Here is a 19486-nt window from a genome sequence, read left to right on the forward strand (position 1 = left end):
TTCGTGCATTTGTAACGATTAAAAATTAAAACTTAAATGTTGCAGTCATGAAATATGCTCTTGGCGCAATAGCAACGGTGGAGTAAGGGCGGTTACTCTTAACAGCATCCTGATACATTTGTTTGGTGAATCCTTGCCTGTCAAGCGCCTCGTTGAATGAACCGGGCCGGCTCCAACTCATTACACCATAAGTGTTGAAAATATTATTGACGATAAAACCTAGCCGGAAGCTTTTGGATATATCATAACCAGCGCTAAAATTAAACTGACTGAATGACGGCAACAAGAAAGCATTGGCCACATTTGCCTGCCGCTTGCCCATAAATGACCAGGTAAGCTGCGCATAAAATTTATCCAGGTTATACGACGGAGTAATGTTGATCATACTCCTGGCAATGTTATCTGTTTCATTACCGGAAAAAGTAGTCACCAAAGAATCATCCTGTGGTCCGGGGTTGTTTGCCAACCATGTTTTGAAGTCTAAAGCTTTTGATCTTTGCAAAGTAAGTACGCCATGAATATTGAAATGTTTTGCGAAGCTATAATCAGCCTCTACTTCTACCCCATAAGTCCTGTATTTATTATAAACCGGTGCCGGGTTATAATTAGTCTGGTCAGCATTTTGAAATGTTTGCAGGTTAGGGACGTGACTCAGCACGCTGTAAAAAGGTGTTACAAATAAATTCAGGTTACCGGTTTTTGCTTTCAGTCCCAATTCAAATTGACTCACTTTCTGTGCCTGCGGGTCTAATGTTTTCACCAGGAAATCGGTAGTAGCATTAATATACAGATCAAAATCAGGCGCTTTATTACCCTGCGAAAAACGCCCGTAAACAGAGAAGTGACTATTAATCTTATAATTCAGACCTGCCGAATAAGAAAAAGTGTTTAAACTCTCGTTAAAGTTGAAGGTAGCCGGAGTGGTGGCGTAGGCATTGTCGTATAAGGTGAGTGGATTTTTATCCAGTCCGCCCGCGGTATCCTGGTTAGCCACAGAAGGGCTGTTGTATCCTTTCACCCGTACTGTTTCGTAACGCACTCCCCAATCGAAGTTTAATGCCGGTGTAATTTGCCAGTTGTGGCCGAAGAAAAAAGCCAGTTGATTTTGAGTGGCATGGTTAATTGTTTGGCCGACCCTGTTAACGGTCATAACACCGTTTGCATTTGTGACCAATGCGGTGGTGCCGTCAGGATTAGTACGTGTAATACCTACTACCTGCGGATGTTCTTCTACCGTAGCCAGCGCAAAACCTATGCGCCCGTTAAGCCTGTCCAGTTGGGTAGTACCAAAAAATCCTCCCAAAGTGAAGCTCATATTCTCTAACTTCCTGGTGAAAGAAAACTGGTCGAGATATTCCTTTGCTTTATTGCTGACAAACAGCAGCGGTTCGTAGAATAATGAATTAGGAACTACCTGGCTACCCGGCAAATCACTGTTGGTAACGGTAAAACTACGACCATCCAACGTTGCTACAGTGGCCAGATCCCGGCCGCTCTTTATGTCGCGGATGTGATAAGTACCCGGTTGTCCTATCGTATTCATACGGGTATAGATCGCCTGATCAGTCAGTTGTATTGGATAAACAGATCCGTTGGTATTCCAGGTAGTGCTTTTATCAGAGTAGCGCATGGCGTTATTAAACGACCAGCCATTACCAAACCGCTGTTCCCAGTTAAACCCGGCAGATTTATCTGTCGAATGAATCAGATCTTTGTTATTGTAAATACCGTCCTGGCCTGTTTTGTTGATGTTGAAATTTTGCTGAATGGAAGGCATCAGCACATTGGAATTGCCTGAAAAACCGGGTGCCGGCTTAGGATCCGTAAAACCAAGCGTTGGCGTAAATTCAAACCAGCCGTTGTGATCATTTAAGTATTTGGCATAAAACTTCAGTGAGCCTGATTTGTATTTTTTCACCAGGTTGCCGCGGAATTGTCCACCATTATTCATCGGGTACCCGGGGTATCTGGCCCCTTCAGCATACCGGTAAAACCCACCGGCATTCCAATACCAATCTTTTCCCAAAGGCCCGCCGATGTTAACGTCTGTACGATAGAAACTGTTTTTCCCGTTTCCTTCCAGGCCATATTTGGCTACAACTTCTCCCTGTGTTTTCTCACCTCCTTCTTTTGTGATGTAATTGAAGATACCACCCGGTGCATTAGCGCCCAGGATAGATGCAGTTCCACCGCGAACGGCTTCTAACCGTCCTACTGTGGCATCAGCACGAAGGAAGTAATCGGGCCCGTAATTACTGCACGTAACGTTTGTTACTGGTAATCCATCTTCCTGCATACTCACATAATAATAACCAGAAGCGCCATCATTGGAACCCACTGATACGCCACGGGAATAAACGGTATTACGAACTTCTCCCAGGGAAGAGTTAACATACACACCGGGCACATTTTTAAGGATATCGGCTGCGCTTACCAGTGACATTTTGGATGCCTGGGCGGCAGAAATAGTGCTGATAGCTACTGAGGCTTCCATCTTTTTCCGTTTGTCGAACACCCCGGTAACCACCACTTCTCCCAGGCCTGTAGCAGATGGTTTCATGTCAATCACCAAAGAAAAAGTAGCGCCTCCTTTAAGCGTATAACCCGATAATTTTTGCGATTCATAACCTACCATTGTTACCACAAAGCTATATGGACCACCGGCAGGCACACTGGAAAAGGTAAATACGCCGGCTGTATCGCTTTTGGTTCCGGATGTAAAGTTTGTTTTGTTGTTGCGGATAATCACCGATGCGCCAACCAGCGGTTCATTATCGCTACCATGCACAATCCCTTTTACTATAGTGGTGGCTTCCTGCGCCTTTGTATCGGATGGCGAAAGGATTTGTATGAGCAATAGAAGAGCTGGTAGAACAGCCCTGAGTTTAAGCAGTTCAAATTTCATGTGGAATTCTTTTTTATAAAAGTAAAAGTCTGTATCAGTATGACTGAAGGTTCATCCTGCAGGATGCAATTTATAACGTGTTATCAGTTTACTTACTTATGATAAAAGCACTGTCCTTCTTAGTAATCGTTAAATTATGAAGGACGGCTATTTCTTTTAAAATACTCTCTAAAGAATCTGTTCTGTTGTATTTGGCTGTAAAATATATGTTTTGAATATCCTTCTTCTTATAGACTATTGGTACATTGAACATTTGCGACAGGTGATCAAATACTTCCGGCAGCAATTGATTATTGAACTGATACCAGGAACCTTCTGTATTGCCGGGTAGCGAAGGTTTATCGTCAGATAACTCATCGTTGATGATTTGCTCCGGAACAGCATGATTGTTTAATTTAAACGTCTTCACATTAGCTGTTCGACTGCCATACACAAACGATTGGCCAGGTAACAGGTATACGTCTTCGTTCATTTTACGATTCGATTTATCTACTCTCTTCACAACCACTTTTCCCTTATATAAACGAACGATCACATTTGTTGAATTGGCAAAGGAAGTAACAGTAAATTCAGTTCCCAATGCAGTGATGGATATATCACCACTGATAACGGTAAAAGGTTTTGCTTTGTCAGGAGCGACCTTGAAATACGCTTTACCGGTCAGTGTTATATCCCGCCTGTCGGTAAATGATTCGCGATAAGTGACTGCACTGCTGCTTGCCAAAACGATCAGGGAGCCATCTGCCAACTGAATTCTTTTCTCTTTACCTGTTGTATTGACTTCATGCCGCATTACCAACATCAGGCTATCCGCCTTTCCTCCGGTATGTTGTACAACAGGTAGATCCTGTTTTTTGTTACTAAAAAACATCCAGCTCAAACCAATCACCAACAGCACGGATGCCGCAACAGCTACTGCAACCAGCATGTTGACCGGCCTGGATATTTTCCGGACTTCTGCCCCTGGCAGATCTTGCTCCAGTCGATTCCATTTCTCCTCCAGGGTCGCTTCGTCCGTCAGATATGTCAGGTCTTGCTTTATCTCTGTTAGTTGCCAGACTTTTTTCAAATGATTAAAGTAGCGCTGGTGCTCCTCACTGGCATTGAGCCAGTTTTCAACAAATACTCTCTCCTCTGCTGTTTCCTCATTAAACAAGTACCTGACCAAAAGCTCGTCATATTGATTGTTGTCTTCCATGTGCGCTATATTATATATACACCTAATGATGAATTCTTCCCTACAACGAAAAAAAATATTCTTACTTTTTTAATAAAATATTGAAAGTCAATACAATGAGAATAATGAGAAACTTCGATAGTTTCTCCTTCAATTTTATCATAGCCCTATAGATCTGAGTATCCACTGTTTTTACAGATATATTTAACCGGTCGGCTATTTCTGTATATTTCAGTCCTTCAAATTTTCTGAGTTCAAATATGATACGCATCTGTTCCGGCAGTTCTGCAATAGCAGCGTCGATAGCAGAACTCAGCTGTTTTAAATCAATACTATTAAGGCCCGTTTCCGAAATATCTTCGGCCGTTGTTTTCAATAAATAGGCCGTATGCTGTTGCTTTACTTTTTCGTGTCTTATAGTATTTAAACTAAGATTGTGAATAATTTTATACAGATAAGATATTGGAGATATGCCAGGAACAAGCGTTTGGCGTGTTTCCCAAAGTTTGATAAAGCCGGTATGAACCACCTCCTCTGCCAGGTGAATATCAAAGCCATATTTCAATTTGCAATGAATACAAAGAGGGGGATAGTGTTTTGTAAATAACTCCTTAAAGGCAGCTTTGTCAAACCATAGATGATCAGGAGGCACACCCTCCAAATTGTCCTGTATGTAATTGATGCTCATTGGCAAATGCTCCCTTTAGATGAAGAGATAGTTTGAATATAACGTGTCGGACCAATAAAAATAACTTAGACAATAATAGGAATAAATAGGAATTTCAAACAGTATTTCTTTTCTTTCTGCAACATGGGGGCGGGGCCCCAAAGGGTCGCTTTTATAATGAGGCCAGGAAGATTTGACGTTGATAATGCTACCTGTTTGTTTTTATTGACAGAACTTTTTGCTACATTTATTTATATTCTTTTATAAATACAATACGGCTATGGAAACCTTTGTGCAGCATCCCGACAAATTCAGGGAAAAGTGTTAAAGGCTTTTTAAAAGCCCTTTGTAGAAAAAAGATTCTGGATTGCCTTCCTTTAAAAAACTGTTTACAAGAGTTTACTTGATTAAAAAAACGTACGAAGTATGTTTGATACATTTTTTGAAAAATATCCGGATTATTCAACCGTACAGAAGCCAACAGTAGATGTATTGGATAAGTTTAGGGGCAAACTGCCCATTCAACTTATGGATTTCTGGAATGCTTATGGATTTGGAACATATATGAACGGCTATCTCAAAATGGTTGATCCTTCAGAATTTCAACAGCTTTTTGATGAAGCCTACAATAATATGAACAACGAAATTGTTTTTGCTGTTACCGGTCTTGGGGATTTCCTGACATGGACAGGGGATGCAATACGGGCTGTTTACTTCAAAAACGGCTACGATTCCATTATCGAAAGTGGGGACGATATGGAGTGGTTTTTTGATATGGATTTAGCCGACGGGGGCTTTTTAAGGGATAATTTAGATGATAAGAACTACGTGGCCGCTAAAGCAAATTTAGGTGAACCGGGATATGATGAATGCTTCGGTTATGTGCCCCTGCTGGGTATAGGCGGACAAGAGAAAGCAGCGCACCTTCAGATAGTAAAAATAAAAGAGCATATTTCCCTAATCGCCCAAACACTTGGTAAAATTAAATAACGTTAACCCGCGCTTTGGGCTTTTTAAAATTCATATACGATGCTTAAATTCAGATGCCTCTTAATTCCATATATTATTTTAATATACGCTTGCGGAGCTGGTACAAACGATCCTATTATAGGGAAATGGCAGGTTGTAAAAGAGGTTAATAAAATTAAGGATACCAAAATTGATACTACCACAGTAAAGATTTCAGACTTTACCTACGATCTGTTCAATTTCAAAACAGCTAAAAATTTAGAAATTACCACAAATACAACAAAGTTAAGTTATGACTATTCCGTAAATGACAACGTACTTCAATTTATGGGAAATGGTAAAACCATCCATTATGGCATACAGAAAGTTGATCAAGACAGCTTGGTATTGTACAGAGAAGAAAATTGGGCAAACACTATACGCATTTCTTCGACCTTATATTTTAAGAAAATAGAACAATAAGTCAGTAATGAATAAATTCTTTAAAATAATTGGTGCTGCTATCTTGACCCTCATCTGTCTTCTCCTATTAATTATGGGGCTTTTTTGGGGAAATGTGAAATGGGGCAATTATTCAAAAGGGAAAGAGGCAATCCGTTATCAAAAAGAGGTTTGTGACACCATAACAACGGTAAATGGAAAAATTGATTTTACACTTAGTGGGTTCAGTAAAGAAGAAATCAGGCAAGTTCGTTTTTATCTTGTTCGGAACAAATTAATCATGCGGGATAGTGTGGTAAAAGTGGATGTTAACCCTGTCGTTGAATACCAGAAGGTTATGCTGCCTTTTGATAAAGTGAGCATTACAGATCAGGTGATTGTAAAAGCAGGTAATCGTTATTTCCAGCTCGCTGGATTGAGCTACAGGGCGAAATATAATTACGGTATGTTTGGGCCTGTTGGTGACTGTGAGTGCGCATTGGATGGATTCGAAAAGATAAATGGGACAATGGCTGGATCCGGCTGGTTGATAAAAAAATATGGACTATTAAATTATCCGTTACAATAAAAATTATTTCTTTTGAAGGGAGAGAAGTAAAAAATTAAAAGCCTTCAGATGAATAGTCTGAAGGCTTTTTCATATAGTTTGAGATTGAATTTGACATCATCTCCGGAAAGGTTTGAAACCCGTCCATCTTAAAGCTATTCAGCTCTCAGACTTCGCACCGGGTTGACCATAGCGGCTCTTACTGCATGGAAACTCACAGTAAGCACTGTGATACCGACAGTGATGATGGCCGCCAGGATAAAAACCAGTGGGCCTATGCTGATGCGATATACATATTTATCCAGCCAGTTATTAAGGAAATAGAAGGCCAGCGGAGAGGCGATCAAACAACTGATCATCACAAGTACAATAAATTCACGGGATAATAATGCCCATAACTGCATGATAGACGCTCCCAATACTTTCCGTATGCCAATCTCTTTCGTTCGCTGTTCTGCCATATAGGAAGCCAGTCCAAACAAACCAAGACAGGAAATAAAAATTGCCAGCAGAGAGAACAGACCGGTTAATTTACCGATCAGCATTTCCAGTTCAAATTTCTTTGCATAAGCTTCATCAACAAAATTGTAGACATAGGGGTAAGCTGTATTATACTGTCCAAAGATCCGGGCAATCCTGTCAATCGCTTTTGATGTACTCACCTTTGGAGACAACCGGTAGGTAATAAATCTTGCTCCGCCAGGACTATACATAAAGACGGTGGGAGTAGGCGATGAAAAAGGAGATTCCATAATAGCATCCTTAGCAACACCTATGATCTTTAAGTTATGACGGCCATTATAAGCAATAACCTGTCCTATCGGGTCTTTCAGATTCATCCGTTTAATAGCAGCTTCGTTCACAATTACATTCAACGAATCGACGCTTGTATTACCGGTAAAGTCCCTGCCCGCCGCCAGATCTATATCCATCGTTCTGAAATAATTATTATCCGCAACAAACACAACTGCTGCGCCCACTTCCTCCACAGGTGTTTTTCCAGGCCAGTTTTCGATACTGCTGAAGTTCCTGAGTGCAATGACTGTTTCTGAAGACATAGTTACAGCTGTTACCACACCACTCTGCAGCAGATCATTTTTTAAAGCCGGATAATTTTTTTTCAGATCACTGCTGGCATCTGTCATCATCAACCGCTGCTGATCATAACCTACGGGGCGTTCCTGTGCATATTTTATCTGCTGATAAATAATGATGGTGCTGATGATAAGTGTTATAGAACAGGAAAATTGTATTAATACCAGCATTTTTCTTGAACGGACCGCGCCACGATCTGCTTTTAATATCCTGACAGGTCTGAAAGAAGAAAGATAAAAAGCAGGGCGGCTGCCCGCCAGTAGCCCCGTGAGCAGCAAATAACTGATCATAACGATCCAGAATATTCCGTTCGTATAGGGAATGCGGATAGTTGCCTGTGTTAGTGTATTAAATGAAGGTAATGCAGTTTGTACCAATAGCAACGCCAGGATAAATGCGGAAAAAGTGATAACAAAAGATTCTGTCAGAAACTGTAAAATCAGTTCATATCGCTGGGAGCCCATGACTTTTCTCACGCCTACTTCCTTTGCTCTTTTTTCAGATCGCGCTGTAGAAAGATTCATAAAATTGATACAGGCAATCAGCAACACAAGTATCCCGGTAATACTAAATACTCTTACATAGCTGATCATCCCACCGGTAGCCACCCCATTTTTAAATTCAGTATAAAGATGCCAGTCTTTCATCCCCTGCATGATTACTTCAGTACGCGAATGCTTATATTCTTCGGGGTTATACCTGGCTATGATCTTCTTTAGTTCCGGTTCAACCTTCGCGTAGGAAACTCCGGGCTGTAATGACACATACACATTGGCTGTAATCTGGCCCCACATGCTAAGGTAATCCTTGGTATTGCTGTTCTGAATAAGGTATTCGTAAGGAATAACGTAGTTAAATTTCAAAGTAGAATTGTCCGGAATATCTTTTAACACACCTGTCACTTTCAGATCGTTCTGATTATCGATACGAACAATCTTATTCAGCGGATCTTCATTTCCAAATAACGATTTTGCAGTCGACTCCGTCAATACAATCGAATAAGGATCATTTAACACCTGCTCTTTACGGCCTTTTAACAAAGGATATTGAAATATTTTCAGAAAATCATTTTCAGCTATTATTCCCGGCAGATATATCTTCCTCTCCCCCGCAACCAGCCCATGCGGTTTTATCCAGTCCGTCATGACCACATGCCTGATACCTGGAACGTCTCTTCTCAATGCTTCAGCCAATGGCATAGGTGAAACAAGGTAAGCATATACCTCTCCATTACTCGCGGTACCTTTTAAGCCGGCTTTGTAGATCTGCTGACTATCAGGAAGGAATCTGTCATAAGAATACTGATACCAGATCCACAAACCAATGATCAATGCTACTGCCATCCCCGTGGCCAGGCCCAATATATTCAGCAGACTGTATAATTTATTGTGGATAAGGTTACGCCAGGCGAGTTTAAAATAATTTTTAAACATGGAGATAGGTTTGAATACTCCCATCGCTAATAAAATACCAGTTTTTAATATTATAAAAACCAATGAATTAAAGTTGCCGGTATTTTTCAACCTGTCCGGTTTTGTACAGTTGATGTCCGGTTTAGTAGATTGTGAATCATAAAGAAGCTCCTGCAATTGTAATAGCAGTAACAATTTGCAGGTGAAGCCCTATTTATAGTTACTGGTAAAAAAATCAATAAAAAATGGCATGGGTTATATTGTTGCATTCAAATTAGTGGGCCAACATATATTGGCGGATTTTCAGAAATTTTCCTAGATTGTGTTTCATTTAACGGGTGTCAGCCAATCAAACATATAACGAAAAAGAACTATTGTCGAGGATAGCAGAAGGCGATGAGCAGGCATATGCTATCATATTCGACCAATATTACCCGTTACTTTACACATACGTCAATCGCATCATCCAATCCGCTCCGGAAACCGAAAGTATTTTACAGGATATTTTTATGAAGATCTGGCAGGGGCGGGAAACCTTGCAATATGTAGAGCGATTCAGTCCTTACCTCTGGGTGATGACCCGTCACCATGCCCTCAATGTCATGCGCAACCTGGCGCGCCGCAATGCGTTGTTAGACGATTTTGCCAGGCAAGTCCCCACCGCCGAAACGGAAGAAAACAGGGAATGGCATCTTTCCCTCATAGACGAGGCGATTACACAGTTGCCGGAACATTGTCGCCAGGTATGGACCATGAACCGGATCGGGAAAATGAAGCAGGCAGAAATAGCAGTAGCACTGGGAATTGCATTGCCGACAGTTAAAAAATATATGCAGCAGGCCATCGGCCTGATTACACAGTACGTAAAAGATCGTTCTTCACTGGGTCTTGCCCTGACTCTTCTACTTTCTATCTTTTTTGAAAAAAAATAAGATTCCCCATATACTTTTTGAAAAGCCAGGTGTCATTTATATATACCCGTTAATTTATTCCACATGAATGAGCAGTTGACTGAATTGTTTAATCGTTATTTCGACGGTACGGCCACTGATGCCGACCGCCAGAAGTTAATGGAGTTCGTGATGGAATCGGACGATGTGCTGCTGGAATCGGTTATGCGCCAACGATGGGAAGCACTGCAGGGAACCACGGTTCAGACGCCCAGTGGAGCCCACGTGTTGGCCGCTATTCTTAATAAACCGGTACAGATGAAGCCTGTAAGGCAACGTTGGCATTGGGCAGCAGCAGCAGCGGTATTGCTTCTTCTGGGTATTGGCGGCTATTTCCAGTTAAAGCATCAGCAGGAAATTACGGGCGTCGCAAAAATAGAAAAGGTAACGCCGGGCTACGAGCGTGCTACCCTTACCCTGAACGATGGCTCCGTAGTGCAACTGGATAGTGCGGGTAACCGCACCATACAACAAGGCGGCTCGTCAATACGGCAACAGGGAGGACAGCTTGTATATGCGGCTTCGTCGGATAGGGATGCAGTAACATATAATACGTTGCGTACTCCCCGTGGCGGGCAATTTAAAGTCATTCTCCCGGACGGTACCACGGTTTGGTTAAACGCAGCCAGCTCTATCCGGTACCCAACTGCTTTCCTGGGGCAGGAGCGCCGGGTAGAAATGAGCGGGGAAGTCTATTTCGAGGTGGCGAAGAGTGAGGAAAAACCATTTAAAGTAAGTGTAAATGGTAGGGCGGAGGTAAAAGTACTGGGTACTCATTTTAATGTAAACGCTTATCCGGAGGAAAACATCATTAAAACCACTTTGCTGGAAGGCGCCGTATCAATGTCCACCCCGGCCAATTCACCTGTATTACTCAAACCAGGTCAACAGGCAGCGGCCGGAAAAGCAGAGATTAAGGTAGTGAACGATGCCAACATCGACCAGGTAATGGCCTGGAGGTATGGGCTATTTAACTTTGACCGGTCTAACCTGCAATCCGTCATGAATGAGCTGAGCCGCTGGTACGATGTAGATGTGCGTTATGAGGGACAAATTCCATCACGGATATTCAGAGGGAAAATCAAACGCGACCTCAGCTTAACGCAAGTACTGGAAGTACTCCAGGATGTGAATATTAAATTTAAAATGGAGGGAAAAACAATAGTAGTATATAATTAACAATCAAAAACCAATCGTTTCAAAAAACAAAAAGCCGGTATGCGTCAACATACCCGGCTATAATTTGGCAAAAGTCAAGTCTGGACAGATCCTGTTATTTACCAAACCAACCAAAATTATGCAAAAAAATGCGAAAAGCATGCGGACCCGCAGCTCCGGGCCTCGTTGTCTCTACCAAACATTGCGAGTTATGAGGATTACATTTATTTTAATGCTTGTTGCCACACTGCATGTTAGTGCAAAGATAGCAGCACAGGGTAACGTGTCTATGTCTGTTAAAGACAAAGACCTATCGACGGTATTGGCGCTTGCTGAAAAACAAACCGGGTATGTTTTCTTCTTTGATGAGAAACTGCTGTCTATCGCCAAACCAGTGACAATTACGGTCAAAGACTTACCATTATTAAAGTTTCTTGACCTGCTCTTTCAGGAGCAACCATTAAAGTACAGTTTAAGGAACACCACCATCACACTTTCAATTAAGACGCCAGTGACTCCCCGCACTGATCCGTCGTTGCAGGAGAATAATGCGGCCAATACGCCGGTGATCATAAAAGGGATTATTGCGGGGTCCGATGGTAAAATGCTACCAGGTGTATCAGTAAAATTAAAGCCATCAACGATAGGCACAACTACCAATGAAGATGGGATATTTGTGTTGCCGAATGTGCCGCCAGGTACTTATACACTGGAAATATCCAGTATCGGGTATTCCACGATCAGCAGAAAACTGATTGTAACAGATAAACCATTGGAACTCGCCTTCACGCTCCAGCAGGAAGCGATCGAACAAAAAGAAGTAGTCATTTCCACCGGTTACATGGCTAAAAAGCCCGGAGAGTTGACCGGGTCTATACAGAAAATATCAGGCGACGAAATCAGAAGGGGCATTACATCGTCTGATCCCGCATCTTTACTGAAAGGAAGAGCAGCGGGTCTGTATATTTCTGAACAGAATGCCGCCGACCCCACCAGCAGCGGGGGACAAATATTTGTAAGGGGCCAGAGTAGTGTGGCGGGAGTTGGTGTAGATCAGGTCAATGAATTTGTGGTACCCGCACTCAACTACGGCCCACTCATTGTACTGGACGGAGTAATTATGCCGAATCAAAATCTGAAAGAACTGGTTACACCACAGGAAATCCAGGACATCATTGTACTGAAAGACGCAGCCGCTACTGCCATCTATGGATCAAGAGCAGCAGCCGGAGTACTGGTAGTCACCACCAAAAGAGGAAGTAATGCAAAACCACGCATTAACGCCGAAGTGAAATACGGAATTAATCAGCCTAATCGCGGGCGCATGAAATTTCTGAACGGTGCAGAACTCTATGATCTGCAAAAACGCTTTTACACCGAAGATTATAAGCAGAATAATGCCAGCCTCTCTCCCATGTTCCCTACCCTGGACAATTATCTGGACTATCGCCTGCCTACACTGGAACAGGTGAATAATTCCTACGACTGGACTAAATACGCTTTCGTTACCAGCAATACTACAGAAGTGAACTTGTCTGCCAGCGGAGGAAACGACCGTACTAAATACTATATGGGTGGCTCGTACTACAACGAGCAGGCTACCGGTATCCTCAACAGTTTAATCCGGAAAACATTCCGGCTGAACCTTGAAAGCCGTTTAACAGACAGGCTTACAGCCACTGTTTCCATTAATGGCATTATGAATGATGGTCGTCAGGACCAGGGTTACACCGTTGATGGCATTCAAACCCTTATCCCGTGGGCAAATCCTTATGCTGCAGATGGGTCGGTTACCCAGGCGCTTAACTTTAAAATGGGCGGGACACAGAAGATCATCGACAATCCCCTGTTCAACAGGCAGTATAATTTTTCAAAACTCCAATCACAGCTGTTTTTCGGATCCGCTAAATTGGACTATAAAATTACCGACTGGCTAAGTATCTCCAGTACCAACTCTGGCAATCTTAACTATACTAAAAACACCCGGTACACAGATGTGAGAACTTACAACGGAGGCAGTTCCTATTTTGCCCCTCAGGGATTTTTGGGTACCACCACCGGCAACCTGATGTCTTACCTCACCTCAAACCAATTAACCTTTAATAAAAAAACGGGCGACCATGTGTTCCGTGCCCTGGCGGGTATGGAATTCGGACAAACCACCGTTGAAGACATGCTGGTAAATGTAAATCATGTGCGTGCCGGTTACCCGGTTATCTCTCTTGCCCGGGAAATAGGTGGCTCGGCAGATTTATCAATCTTCGGTATTCCCACTACCAAAGCGGGTAATATTGAGGGTGGAAAGGATGTAAAAGCCATTTATTCTTTGTTTGGTGAAGCCGGATATACTTACGAAGGTAAATACAGTTTAAGTGCTTCTGTACGCAGGGACGCATCCAGCAGCTTTGGCCGTGATAACCGCTATGGTACTTTCTATTCCGGAGGTGGTGCATGGGTTGCCAGCGAGGAAAAATTCCTGCAAAATGTAAAATGGATCAGTTATTTAAAACTACGGGCCAACTATGGCACCAGTGGCTCGCAACTTGGCGACAACTTTCTCACAAGAACGTTGTACGATCCAAGATACACGTACAGCGGAGCCGGAGCAGCCACCATTTCAGTATTAGGTAATCCGGATATCAGATGGGAAGTAACCAAATCATGGAGTGCAGGTATTGACATGGAATTCTTCAAACGTTTAACGGCTACAATAGACGTTTACAAACGCCGCTCCCAGGACCTGTTGCAGAAGGTGTTATTGCCAGCTTTGTCGGGATTTCCAACACAATGGCAGAATGCAGCTACAGTAGAAAACAAGGGAATAGAACTGGTGATGAATTCTCAAAATTTAAACAGAAAAAATTTCTCCTGGAGTACGTCCTTCAACATCAGCTTTAATAGAAATCAGATTGTTAGTGTGGCCAATGATTCATTAAGACAGGGATATTACCCGCAGAACAGTTATTATCTTTTTAAAGGAGATGATATCAATGCATTAAAAGCTGTTAAGTACGCCGGTGTGGATCCGCAGTCAGGAAAACCGAGATTTGAAAAGCTGATCTTCGATGCGAAGGGTAATAGAATCGGCGTGGAATATGTAAATACAATTGCTGAAGTAGACGCAGCTTCAGACAGCAGGCAGTTTCAAACAATTGGTTCTTTCCAGCCGAGGTTCTATGGTGGTCTTACCAACACCTTTACCTACAAAAACTTTTCACTGAGTGTGTTGATAACTTTTGCATTGAAATATACGATCATCGATAACTATGCGGCGTCTTCACAGGTAGCACATGTAGACCGGTTTAACCAGCTGGCCTATACTAAAAGCCAAATTCCCTGGACAACACCCGGACAAACCAATGCTACCGAGCCGGAACTTTATTACCAGGCAACTACTGACTATTTCGGATCAAGCAAATATATGCGCGATGCCAGTAATGCCTCCCTGCGCAATATCCGGTTAAGTTATGATCTGCCACAATCGCTGACCAACCGCCTGAAATTATCCAACTTTACCGCGTATGTAAGTGCCGATAACCTGTACACCATCTACAATAAATATATCGTGGCCTCCGGTCCCGAAGGCCCTTCTGTAGGACAGGCACAGGACTTTGGTAATGCGGGCGGCCCGTTAAGTATCCCACGGCGATATGTATTTGGACTACAGGTTACATTTTAGTTGAAAGTTAAAAAGTATTAAAATGAAAAATTACGCCATTATATTTTTTATATCTCTCCTTGCGACGGCATGCGATAAAAAGATCGATGAGATCAGCCCATTGATTAAAATTGATAAAGACGGAGAGCTGTCGTCTGTTGCCGGGATTGTAGAAGCTACAGTAGGCAATTATTCCTTGCTACGCGATAATTCCACTCCGTATTACGACGAACCATTGGTAAACTTGTCCGAAAGCCGTGGCAACAATGTAACCTTGCGCATCTTCGGCCCTGCAGAAAAAACGACGGACGGCTTCTTCTATCAAAACAGTAACAGCCCTACGCTCGGTTTCAGCAATGACTTCTATCGCGGCTCCTATCAGTTAATTGTAAGCATTAATACCACATTGGAGGGAATCGCTGATTTCGAGAAAGCAAATCTCGCCTCCTCATCCGAAGCCGACCGGAATAATGTATTATACGCAAAAGGCGAAAATCATTTCCTGAGGGCACTTGCTTATTTTAACCTGATCAGATTATACGGCAAGCCTTACTATCAGAATGCTGCTAACAGTTCCGGTGTTGCGTTAAAAAAGACAAGTGATACAAAGGAGATTCCAGCACCATCTACTGTTAAGGAAGTGTACGATTATATCACAGAAGAATTGAAAATAGCGGCGCAATTGATGAAAACCCCCGTGGTAAAAACAAACAGCTTTGCCAGCAAAGAGGCTGCATGGGCATTATTATCAAGGGTGTACCTGTATATGGGCGGCAGCATGATCAATCCGGATGCTACTTATAACCAGGCAGCCGTAACCTATGCAGACAGTGCATTGACTCAAAACAACGGGAAATTAGCATTGCTGCAGGGAAACGACTATAAAAACCTGTTTGCCGATGACCAGGATGGATCTATTGGCCGCGCTAAATTTGCCTCCAATAAAGAAATCATCTTTGCCTTTGACAACATGACAGGCAATACCCGGATCGGCATTCTCTACAACTATGATCCGCTTTATGGCATGGGTGGAATATTTATGCCTTCTTCGGATCTTAAGCAGTTACTTGTTGCACAGGATATACGCAGTAGTTTTTTCAGGGTTAATGCCGCAACGGGGCTGACGGAAACCACCAAATTACTGGTATTGCTAAACCAGCTCATCACCCGCGCTCCGAACATCTTTTTGCGCACCGGCGAATTGTACCTGAACAGGGCGGAAGCGTATGCTAAAATGAAGAATTACACAATGGCCAGGGCCGATCTCAGCACCATCCACACCCGTGCAGGACTGCCCGAATCGGACATCACCAGCATCGCCGATCAGGACCTGCTTGCTGCTATTCTCAAAGAAAGACGTATGGAGCTTGCGTTTGAAGGACATGCCGGATATGACTATTTCCGCAATGGATTACCCATGATCAGAAAGGCTGCCGATAACAACGGGAAAGCGTTGATCATTCAACCGGACGATCCTAAAGTGGTACTGACTATACCGAACTTCTAAGAGCCCTTACTGTCATAATTAACTTTTTCATAGAAGCCCAATGGCTTCTAAAGGACAATATTTTGCATTTAAAATTTCAAAAACTAACAAAAAAATGAGTTACAATCTGAAGATTTCGAGGACTGCGTGTCTGACTTTTCTTTCTATCCTTTGTTTCACAGTTGTTTCATTGGGACAGGAAAAAGCTAAATTATTTGTGGGCGACAAAGCACCGGAGCTTCGTTACGGAAAATGGTTAAAAGGCACACCTGTTAAGGAGTACAAAAAGGGTCATCTTTATCTTTTCGAATTCTGGGCAACCTGGTGCGGCCCCTGCATTGCATCTATGCCACATCTTTCTGAATTTGCACGGGAACACAAAAAAGAAGCTACCGTAATTGCTGTGAATATCTGGGAAAAAACCGGTGACAAACCTTATGAATCTTCGCTTCCCAAAGTCAGCAAATTTGTGAAGGGTATCGGCAACAAAATGGACTTCAATGTTATCACTGACAGCAAAGACCAGTTTATGGGAAATGAATGGATGAAGGCTGCCGGACAAGGTGGTATTCCCTGCACATTTATGGTGAAGGATGGCATTATTATGTGGATAGGTCATCCGGTCGAACTGGATTCCGTAGTAAATGTGGTAATGTCGGGAAATTACGATGTAGCCGCTGCCAGGAAGAAGATACAGGAAAGAAATGAACAGTCAGATGCTGCGGCGGCTCCCTTTCAAAACCTAATGAAGGACTATGAAAAAGCCATTGCTGATAAACAGTACAGCAAAGCCATTGAGCTGCTGGATTCGGGTATTGGCACCATGCCTCCCTTTGCCGGAACATTCGGGTTCTTTAAGTTCCAAACCTTACTTGAACATGTCAGTGAAGATTCGGCAATGGCTTTTGTAAGACCCTGGCAAGCTACTAAACCCGGATATGTAGGTTCTACAGCGGCAGTAATTGCAAGGCAAAAGGGATGGAAGAAGTCAACTTATGAATATGCTTTAGAGTTGCTGAATGCACAGCTGCAAGTGCCACAGATGCCGGCATCTATGGTCTACGAGGAGATGGCAGGCGCATATGCAAATATGAATGATTACAAAAGCGCTGTGCAATACCAGGAGAAAGCCATTGCAACTGCCAGACAATTCCTGAAGGAAGGTAAATTCGCTGGTTTCATTATGGAAGATACCATTAAAGAATCGGAGAAGAAACTTGCCGGTTACAAAAAGGAATTGAAGTAAAATAACAGGATACTACGACTTATGCCAACCACTTAGGCCACTGAATACGAGCCTAAGTGGTTGGCATAAGTCGTATAATGAAATGAGCACTTCAGCGAATTTGAGCTCCCATTGGGCGAGGTATATCTGGTCCCGTCCATTGCGGGGACTATGATTATCTGCAATTTAAGCAGAAATTTTCCAGAGAAGAATCCTATATTTAACGTGGATTAAAGCCGGAGGTATTTAACATACCATAAAGCCGGAATAATACGAGGGTGGATCTGTCAGCATTTTTTTTCGAAGGCCAGGCGTAAGTTTCTATATATGGCCTCCATTTAACCTGAACCCCGGGTAATCAATAAAAAAGAATATTAAATGCGCTGTTCGAACAAGGCGTACATCCCGGCGTTAATCGCCCTATGACAATATAAATGATACTAAGTATGGAAAGACTATTACTGTCTGCCGGTTTTATGGCGTTGATCACTGTTCTGAATGGATGCAATGGTGGCAAGCCAAAAACGCTGCATAAAGCAGCTGATTCACTGGAAATCATCAACAACACGCCCCCCGACTCACTGCCTGCCCCCGGTGCTACGCCGTCGGTCACCAATTTCAGTCACGTTATCGGCTGGAAAGATGACAGCAAACCAATTGCCCCGGAAGGATTTGTAGTCAACAAGTTTGCCGACGGCCTGAAAAATCCCAGATGGATTTACGTGGCGCCCAACGGCGACATCTTTGTTTCCGAAGCACATGCCATCAAACGGTTTAGCCAGGAAGTGATCAATTCAGTCAGTGGCAAATCCAAATCAGAAAATAACAGCATTACTGCCAACAGGATCACCATGTTCCGTGATACCAACCAGGACGGAGTGCCAGATGAGCGGCATGTTTTCCTGGAAAAGCTCAACCAGCCAATGGGCATGCTGATCTTGAACGACAAATTTTATGTGGCCAACACCGATGCACTGGTACAATATCCATACACTGCCGGCATGACGGAAATGAAAGCAGAAGGAAAGAAAATTTTAGATCTTCCCGCAGGTGGTTATAATAACCATTGGGCGCGCAATGTGATCCGGAGTGAAGACGGCACCAAACTGTATGTCTCCGTAGGTTCCGGCACCAATGCCGCAGAACACGGAATGGAAAATGAAAAAAACAGGGCTAACATCCTGGAAGTAAATCCGGATGGCACCGGCGTCAGAGTATATGCGAGCGGGTTACGCAACCCGGTTGGTATGGACTGGGCACCGGGCACACATACCCTGTGGACGGTAGTAAACGAACGCGATCAGCTGGGTAACGACCTCGTGCCTGATTACTTTACCAGCGTGAAAGATGGCGCATTTTACGGATGGCCTTATTCCTATTTTGGTCAGCATGAAGATCCAGGTCTTAAAGGCCAGGCGCCCGAACTGGTAAAAAGTGCGCTGGTGCCGGACTTTGCCCTGATGGCGCATTCGGCATCACTTGGACTGCACTTTTATAAAGGCACTGCATTTCCCGAAAAATACCGCAACGGCGCATTTATTGGTCAACATGGCTCATGGAACCGCGACTATCTCTCTGGTTACAAAGTGATCTATGTGCCGTTCAAAGATGGTAAACCTGCCGGTAAAGCAGAAGATTTCCTGACCGGGTTTATCGCAAATGAAGTTAAAAGTGAGGTTCATGGCCGCCCTGTTTGTGTTACTATGGCTAAAGATGGCGCATTACTGGTATCGGATGATGCCTCCAATACTATCTGGCGGGTAGCCGCAAAAAAATAATCCACTTCCTCCATACCG

The 19486-nt window shown here is 43.1% G+C and carries 13 protein-coding genes; 9 read left to right on the forward strand and 4 right to left on the reverse strand.

Features of this window, described 5'->3' with window-relative positions:
• Nucleotides 1-25: 25 nt before the first annotated feature.
• From V7S65_RS16665 to V7S65_RS16675, 3 genes are all read right to left on the reverse strand, one after another.
• Nucleotides 26-2905 (reverse strand): TonB-dependent receptor, encoded by a 2880-nt coding sequence (locus V7S65_RS16665; RefSeq protein ID WP_336387331.1) that lies wholly within the window; start codon nt 2903-2905, stop codon nt 26-28.
• Between the two features lie 88 nt (nt 2906-2993).
• Entirely contained in the window at nt 2994-4103 is a 1110-nt protein-coding gene (locus V7S65_RS16670) for a FecR domain-containing protein (protein WP_336387332.1), read from the reverse strand.
• A 61-nt stretch (nt 4104-4164) separates the two neighbouring features.
• Entirely contained in the window at nt 4165-4770 is a 606-nt protein-coding gene (locus V7S65_RS16675) for an RNA polymerase sigma-70 factor (protein WP_336387333.1), read from the reverse strand.
• Nucleotides 4771-5175: 405 nt separating this feature from the next.
• Between V7S65_RS16675 and V7S65_RS16680 the strand changes: the two genes are divergently transcribed.
• From V7S65_RS16680 to V7S65_RS16690, 3 genes are read left to right on the forward strand one after another with little or no spacing between them, the layout of a single operon-like run.
• Nucleotides 5176-5739: a T6SS immunity protein Tdi1 domain-containing protein gene (locus tag V7S65_RS16680; RefSeq protein ID WP_336387334.1), complete on the forward strand. Its 564-nt coding sequence runs from the start codon at nt 5176-5178 to the stop codon at nt 5737-5739.
• A gap of 39 nt (nt 5740-5778) precedes the next feature.
• The gene (locus V7S65_RS16685; RefSeq protein WP_336387335.1) at nt 5779-6180 is read left to right on the forward strand and encodes a hypothetical protein; all 402 of its coding nucleotides are present in this window, start codon (nt 5779-5781) and stop codon (nt 6178-6180) included.
• Nucleotides 6181-6187: 7 nt separating this feature from the next.
• Nucleotides 6188-6727: a hypothetical protein gene (locus V7S65_RS16690; protein WP_336387336.1), complete on the forward strand. Its 540-nt coding sequence runs from the start codon at nt 6188-6190 to the stop codon at nt 6725-6727.
• Between the two features lie 134 nt (nt 6728-6861).
• On the opposite strand, the gene V7S65_RS16695 is transcribed toward V7S65_RS16690, so the two are convergent.
• Nucleotides 6862-9234, reverse strand: a complete 2373-nt coding sequence (locus tag V7S65_RS16695; protein ID WP_339546056.1) for an ABC transporter permease — start codon at nt 9232-9234, stop codon at nt 6862-6864.
• A 317-nt stretch (nt 9235-9551) separates the two neighbouring features.
• Between V7S65_RS16695 and V7S65_RS16700 the strand changes: the two genes are divergently transcribed.
• The 6 genes from V7S65_RS16700 (at nt 9552) to V7S65_RS16725 (ending at nt 19468) form a co-directional block, all read left to right on the forward strand.
• Nucleotides 9552-10145, forward strand: a complete 594-nt coding sequence (locus V7S65_RS16700; protein ID WP_079469219.1) for an RNA polymerase sigma factor — start codon at nt 9552-9554, stop codon at nt 10143-10145.
• A gap of 63 nt (nt 10146-10208) precedes the next feature.
• Nucleotides 10209-11342: a FecR family protein gene (locus V7S65_RS16705; protein ID WP_336387338.1), complete on the forward strand. Its 1134-nt coding sequence runs from the start codon at nt 10209-10211 to the stop codon at nt 11340-11342.
• A gap of 190 nt (nt 11343-11532) precedes the next feature.
• Nucleotides 11533-15000 carry a SusC/RagA family TonB-linked outer membrane protein gene (locus tag V7S65_RS16710; protein ID WP_336387339.1) on the forward strand — a complete coding sequence of 1156 codons (3468 nt, stop codon included), beginning with the start codon at nt 11533-11535 and terminating at the stop codon, nt 14998-15000.
• Between the two features lie 22 nt (nt 15001-15022).
• Entirely contained in the window at nt 15023-16486 is a 1464-nt protein-coding gene (locus tag V7S65_RS16715; RefSeq protein ID WP_336387340.1) for a RagB/SusD family nutrient uptake outer membrane protein, read from the forward strand.
• 94 nt (nt 16487-16580) lie between these two features.
• A complete protein-coding gene (locus V7S65_RS16720) occupies nt 16581-17711 on the forward strand; it encodes a TlpA family protein disulfide reductase (protein ID WP_336387341.1) in 1131 nt (376 codons plus the stop codon).
• A 425-nt stretch (nt 17712-18136) separates the two neighbouring features.
• A complete protein-coding gene (locus V7S65_RS16725; RefSeq protein ID WP_079469224.1) occupies nt 18137-19468 on the forward strand; it encodes a PQQ-dependent sugar dehydrogenase in 1332 nt (443 codons plus the stop codon).
• Nucleotides 19469-19486: the final 18 nt, after the last annotated feature.

This window comes from Chitinophaga sp. CCNWYY40, from assembly GCF_037483205.1.
Taxonomy (GTDB): Bacteria; Bacteroidota; Bacteroidia; order Chitinophagales; family Chitinophagaceae; genus Chitinophaga; species Chitinophaga ginsengisegetis.